Source organism: Myxococcus sp. AM011 (genome assembly GCF_013372595.1).
Classification (GTDB): domain Bacteria; phylum Myxococcota; class Myxococcia; order Myxococcales; family Myxococcaceae; genus Myxococcus; species Myxococcus eversor.
On sequence record NZ_JABXEM010000424.1, the window covers coordinates 1 to 6,143 of the forward strand.

Here is a 6,143-nt window from a genome sequence, read left to right on the forward strand (position 1 = left end):
GGGCCGGAGTGCCGGAGGGCAGGAGGTTCAACTGCCCGGCGTCGTAGGCCCGGCTGGCGGGCAGCACGGCGCGAGCGAACTCACCGGACACGAGGCAGCGCCAGAAGCAGAGCCAGGCGAGCCAGAAGCGCGCGAAGAACGACAGCGAGGCAGACGGGTCAGTCATCGACTCCGGATAACAAAGCCCGCCTGCTTTGCAATTCGGCAGTTGCCCGAAATGCCCCCAAATGCAAAGGGCCTCACGGTTTCCCGTGAGGCCCTTCGTTTTCAACATGGTGGAGGTGGACGGGATCGAACCGACGACCTTCGCATTGCGAACGCGACGCTCTCCCAACTGAGCTACACCCCCATTACGGGCCCTGCGTGCGGCGCCCCGGCGTTTGGGCCGCCGAGGTGAACGGGCTAGTACCGGACCGCTTTCATGCTGTCAAGCGCAAGCCTTCGTGACTCATCCGTGCGATTGACGTGCCGCGCAGCGGATGCCATAAAAACCCTTCTTCTCAGGCGTACCCTTCCCGCCCGGTGTCCCTCCCCCCGGTAATGTCTACCTCCCCTTCAAAGACGTTGAGCCCGGCCGAGCTCGCGAAGCTCGAACACGCGTTCGCTTCAGACCCTTCGTCCGCCGCCTATAAGCCCTTGGCCGAAGCGTACCTGAGCATGGGGCGCTTCATGGAGGCGATGGTCGTCTGCAAGAAGGGCGTGAAGGCGCATCCCAACGCCGCGGACCCTCGCATCCTCCTGGCCCGTGTCTATGCCGACCAGGGCAAGGACAAGAAGGCCCTGGAAGAGGCGCTCGGCGCACTCCAGGTCCAGCCCGAGGACAAGGCCGCGCTGCGGCTGGCCGGCGCCCTCCAACTCAAGACGGGCGAAGCCGAGCCCGGCAAGGCGAACCTCCTCAAGGCCTACAGCGTGGATCCGGGAGACCCGGACACCGTCACGCTGCTGCAGCAGCACAAGATCGACCCGCCTCGGCCCGTCGCGCCCGCGCCCGTCGCGGCGCCGCCCGTGGTGACGCCGTCCGCCACGCAGCAGTCGGCGTCGGCCCTCGCGAGTGTCGCGGCCACGGAGGCCCAGACTCCCGCGGCGCCCACGCCGAAGCCCGCGTCGACGCCGCGTGCGCCCTCGGGCCCGTCCGCTCAGGCCCGCACGGAGGCGCCCCGCGCGCCCACGCCCCAGCCCCGCCGCCCGCAGCCGGTGGTGGTGGAAGAGGTGGATGACGACGAGGACGACGAGTCTCCTCGTGGACGTCAGGCGAGCCGGCAGGGGGGTGGCCGCGGCAAGTGGGTGACGGTGGCGCTGGTGGCGGCGCTGGCGCTCTTCATCCCCGGCTACGTGATGTACACCCGGCACACGCGCAACGTCGCCCGTGAGCTGAAGAAGCACCTGGAGGTCGCCGCCGAAGCGCTCAAGCGCGACTCCTTCGACAGCTACAAGAAGGCGTGCGAGGCGGCCGACAAGGCGCTGGAGGTGAACTCCGACTCCGGCCTGGCCCATGGTTACCTGGCGTACGCCTACGCCATCCGCTGGGGCGAGCACGGCGGCGGTGACGACGCGCGCCGCCGCGCCGAGGAGCACCTGGCCGCGGGCATGAAGGCGGGCGACGTCAGCTCGCACCTCATCGCGGCCGAGGCGCTCGTCCAGACGTACGGGGGCAAGGGCAAGGACGCGCTGGGCAAGCTCGAGGAGAAGGTCCGGGCGCTGGACTCCCAGGGCCGCTCCAGCTCGCTGCTCTACCTGACGCTGGGCCTCATCCAGATGAACGCGGGCGACCTGGACCGCGCGCGGGACACCCTGGAGCGCGCGCAGACGCTGGCTCCGGACGACCCGCGCGTCTACTCCGGCCTGGGCGCCGCCTACCGCCGGCTGGGCCAGGACAACACCGCCTGGAAGAACTACGACCTGGCGCTGCGCTACGAGAAGGACCACCCCGAGTCGCTCCTGGGCCGCTCCCTGCTGATGCTGGAGCAGGACGAGCCCAACTTCGGCCTGGTGCAGTCCATGCTCAAGAAGCTCCTGGAGTCGGAGCCGCCGCCGTCGCCCCGTCAGCTCGCCGCCGCGCACCTGGCGCGCTCGCTGCTGGTCAGCCGCGTGTCCGCCGAGCTGCAGGAGCTCAAGCCGGACGTGCAGCAGAAGCTGGTGGAGGCCACCGCGGTGCCGCTGGAGAAGGACAAGGCGCGCGCGGAGATGCTCAAGAGCGAGGAGACGGGCTTCTCGCTCGACAAGCAGAACCCGGAGCTGCACCTCATCAAGGGCCGCAGGCTGCTGGCCGAGGGCAACTTCGAGCAGGCCGCCGAGGAGATTCGCAAGGCCATCCGCGTGGATTCGTCGCGCGCCCAGTTCCACGTCGAGCTGGCCAAGGCCCTCATGGGCAAGCAGGGCGGCGAGAAGGAAGCCGCCGAGGCGCTCCAGACGGCCCTCAAGACGATGGGCGACAGCCCCAAGCTGGTGGTCATGCTGGGCAACGCCCTGCGCCGCCAGGGCAAGCTGGATGACGCCCTGACGCAGTACCAGCGCGCCGTGAAGGACCCGAAGGCGAAGAACCCGGAGGCCCGGCTGGCCATGGGCACCATCTACCGGGAGCGCTCCGACTGGCCCAAGGCGCAGGAGCAGTTGGAGAAGGCGAGCCAGGAGTTCGTCGGTCAGCCCGAGCGCTCGGCCGTGGCGCTCACCGAGCTGGCGCGCGTCTTCCAGGGCAAGGGCGACGCGGCGAAGGCGGACGAGACGTACCAGCGCGCCCTCAACGCCGACGAGGCCTTCACCCCGGCGTACTACTACTACGCCACCTTGCTCTCGAAGGACGCCAAGCAGGGCCCGAAGGCGAAGATGCTCGCGCAGGAGTACCTGAAGCGCGAGCCGAGCGGTGAGCACGCCAACGCCGCTCGCTCCCTCTCCGGAGGGTGAGCGCGGCCCGACTCCGTCGCCGGGGTCGGACAAGCGGGGCTGATGCGCGCGGGCAGCAAGGCGCGCATCGTGCCCGCGGGCCCGGGTTGAAGGGACTCGGGCCGGGGGCTATGCCCCAGGTGTTTGCCTTCCCACGATTGCCAGGACACGAAGACGCGGACCCGGTCCCCCGAAGGGTGCCGGGCGGGCGGCCAGTCACGGGCGCCCCGTCGCGGTGACGTGTCCTTGCCCACCCCCCGGTGGTGCTTGTATGGGAGGGCCGTCAACGCGTCGGCAGTGCCCCTGTCACGCTCTCCCCTGGAGTCCGCTTGAGCGCGCGTGCCGAGTCCATGTCGACGACCGCGTCCGACCTGCTCTCCCTGATGAAGCCGAGGCTGTCGAGCCTCGTCCTCATCACCACGGCGGGTGGCATGTGGCTGGCGCCCGGCCACCTGGCCACGGGCGGTGCCCTGGTGACGCTGCTGGCCACGGCCGGCACGGTGGGTGCGGCCAACGCGCTCAACTGCTACTGGGAGCGCCATAGCGACCGGTTCATGGCGCGCACGCAGAACCGGCCGCTGCCCTCCGGGCGGATGGAGCCGGCGGTGGCGCTGTGGTTCGGCATCTCCCTGGCGGCGGTGTCCCTGCCGGCGCTCGCGCTGGGGGCCAATCTGCTGACGGCGGCCCTGGGGCTGCTGGCGCTGCTCAGCTACGTGCTGGCATACACGCCGCTCAAGGCGCGCACCTCGGTGGCCATGCTGGTGGGCGCGGTGCCTGGCGCGCTGCCCCCGCTGATGGGCTGGACGGCGGTGACGGACCGGCTGGACGCGGGCGGCTTCTCGCTCTTCGCCATCCTCTTCCTGTGGCAGATGCCGCACTTCATCGCCATCGCCCTGTTCCGCAAGGAGGAGTACGCGGCGGCGGGACTCAAGTCGGTGCCGCTGGAGCGCGGGGACGAGTCCAGCCGCGCGCAGATTGTCCTCTACCTGGTGGCGCTGGTGCCGATGACGCTCCTGCCCTTCCAGCTCCACATCGCCGGCACCTGGTACCTGGCGGCGGCGGTGGCGCTGGGCCTGAGCTTCCTGGGCCTGGGAGCGTGGGGGTTCTTCCGGCGACTCGGGAAGCCCTGGGCGCGGCAGGCGTTCTTCTTCTCGTTGGTCTACCTTACCGGACTGTTCGCGGCGCTGAGCCTGGACCGCGTTCCCCGCGGCTAGCGCGGGGGTGCCGGCGGGACACACCGCCCATGCCTGATACCTCGGTCTCCACCCCTCCCGTTCCGCTGCTCCACCTCGAGGGGCTGACCCGACGTTTCAAGGACCGCGTCGCCGTGGACGGTTTGACGCTGTCCGTGCGGCCGGGCGAAATCCTCGGCCTCCTGGGCCCCAACGGGGCGGGCAAGTCCACCACCTTCCAGATTCTGGCGGGCCTCCTGGCGCCCGATGCGGGGCAGGTGCGCTTCGCCGGGCGGGAGCTGTCGCTCAGCGACCCGGCCTTGCGTCGGCAGATGGGCATCATCTTCCAGCGCGGCAGCCTGGATGACCTGCTGACGGCGCGGGAGAACCTGATGCTCGGGGCCCGGCTGTACGGGCTGACGGGCGAGCGGGCGCGCGAGCGGGTGGAGTCCATGTTGACGCTCATCGGCCTGGCGGACCGCGGGGACGAGCGGGTGGGCACGTGGTCCGGGGGCATGCGCCGCAGGCTGGAGCTGGCGCGGGCGCTGGTGCATCAGCCGCGCGTGGTGCTGATGGACGAGCCCACGCAGGGCCTGGACGAAGCGGCCTTCCGCACGTTCTGGGCGCACCTGAAGCGGCTGCGTGACGCGGAGGGCATCACCGTGCTGCTGACCACGCACCGGGCCGATGAGGCCGAAGTCTGCGACAGGCTGGCGGTGCTCGACGCGGGCAAGCTGGTGGCGTGTGACACGCCGGCCGCGCTGGCCTCGCGCATGGGGGGGGACATCCTCACGGTGGAGGCGACCGAGCCCGAGACGCTGGCGCGCGAGGTGCGCGAGAAGCTGGGCGTGGACGCGAAGGTGGTGGAGGGGAAGGTGCAGGTGGAAGCCCGGCAGGGGCACGCGCTGGTGCCTCGGTTGGTGGAGGCCTTTCCAGCGGGCAGGTTGTCGTCCGTCTCGTTGCGCCGGCCCACGCTGGCGGACGTGTTCCTCCAGCTCACCGGGCGCGCGCTGGGCGCCGATGTGCCGGCCGCGGACCCCGCGCCGAGGAAACGCCGATGACCGCCGAACTCTCCACCGCGCATCCCCCCGCCGTGACTGCTTCCGCCCCGGCGCCGGCCGTGCCTGGGACGCTCGCGTTGCAGTGGGCGACGGTGCGCGTGTTGATGGCGCGCGACGTGGTGCGCTTCTTCCGTCAGCCCAGCCGCGTCGTCGGCGCGCTGGCGCAGCCCATCCTGTTCTGGTTCGTCATCGGCTCGGGCTTCGCGGGCTCGTTCCGTGTCGAGGGCGCGCGGGGGCTCGGCTACCAGCAGTTCTTCTTCCCGGGCGTCGTCACCATGGTGCTCTTGTTCAGCGCCATCTTCGCGACGATTACCGTCATCGAGGACCGGCGTGAGGGGTTCCTCCAGGCGGTGCTCGCCGGGCCGGGCTCGCGGCTGGCGGTGGTGCTGGGCAAGGCGCTGGGCTCGTCGGCCATCGCGCTGATGCAGGCGTCCTTGTTCCTGCTCCTGGCGCCGCTCGCGGGCGTGAGCGCGGCCACCGTCAACCTGCCGTTGCTCTTCGCGGTGATGGTGCTGTCGGCGCTGGCGCTGACGGGCATGGGCATGTCGCTGGCGTGGTGGGTGCGCTCCAGCGCGGGCTACCACGCGGTGATGAGCATCGTCCTGTTGCCCATGTGGGTGCTGTCCGGGGCGATGTTCCCGCTCAAGGGCGCGGGGACGTGGCTGTCGTGGGTGATGGTGGTCAACCCCATGCGCTTCTCCGTGGAGGGCGTGCGGCGGGCGCTGTACGGCGCGGAGGCGTCGGTGGTGGTGGGCTCGCCCATGTCGGGGACGGGGCTGGAGGTGCCGGTGCTGCTCGCGTTCGCGACGGTGTTCCTGGGATTGGCCGCGGTGAGCGTCAGCCGTCGCGAATAGCGCGGACGGGCCGTTGGACAGCTTCGCGTCCTTTGACTACGAGGGGACGCGGACGAAGTACACGGTTCACCGAGGAGACTGCACGATGACGCTGCGCACGCTCGGCCTGTCGATGCTGGGAGCCGCGGGGCTGTTGGCCCTGCCCGCTTGCACGAAGGAGGAGGCTCCCGCCACTC

The 6,143-nt window shown here is 70.7% G+C and carries 4 protein-coding genes and 1 tRNA gene; 4 read left to right on the forward strand and 1 reads right to left on the reverse strand.

The window, feature by feature from the left end; all coding sequences use genetic code 11:
• Positions 1-273: 273 nt before the first annotated feature.
• Positions 274-349: transfer RNA gene (locus HUW62_RS45170), tRNA-Ala, on the reverse strand.
• Between the two features lie 191 nt (positions 350-540).
• Between HUW62_RS45170 and HUW62_RS45175 the strand changes: the two genes are divergently transcribed.
• The 4 genes from HUW62_RS45175 (at position 541) to HUW62_RS45190 (ending at position 5,967) form a co-directional block, all read left to right on the forward strand.
• On the forward strand, positions 541-2,901 hold the full coding sequence (locus HUW62_RS45175; protein ID WP_163861480.1) for a tetratricopeptide repeat protein: 2,361 nt from the start codon (positions 541-543) through the stop codon (positions 2,899-2,901).
• A 308-nt stretch (positions 2,902-3,209) separates the two neighbouring features.
• A complete protein-coding gene (gene cyoE / locus HUW62_RS45180) occupies positions 3,210-4,094 on the forward strand; it encodes a heme o synthase (protein ID WP_176437969.1) in 885 nt (294 codons plus the stop codon).
• 29 nt (positions 4,095-4,123) lie between these two features.
• Positions 4,124-5,113 carry an ABC transporter ATP-binding protein gene (locus HUW62_RS45185; protein ID WP_163861486.1) on the forward strand — a complete coding sequence of 330 codons (990 nt, stop codon included), beginning with the start codon at positions 4,124-4,126 and terminating at the stop codon, positions 5,111-5,113.
• Positions 5,110-5,967, forward strand: coding sequence for an ABC transporter permease (locus HUW62_RS45190; protein ID WP_176437970.1), 858 nt, complete (start codon positions 5,110-5,112; stop codon positions 5,965-5,967). The genes HUW62_RS45185 and HUW62_RS45190 overlap by 4 nt, the downstream gene beginning before the upstream one ends.
• Positions 5,968-6,143: the final 176 nt, after the last annotated feature.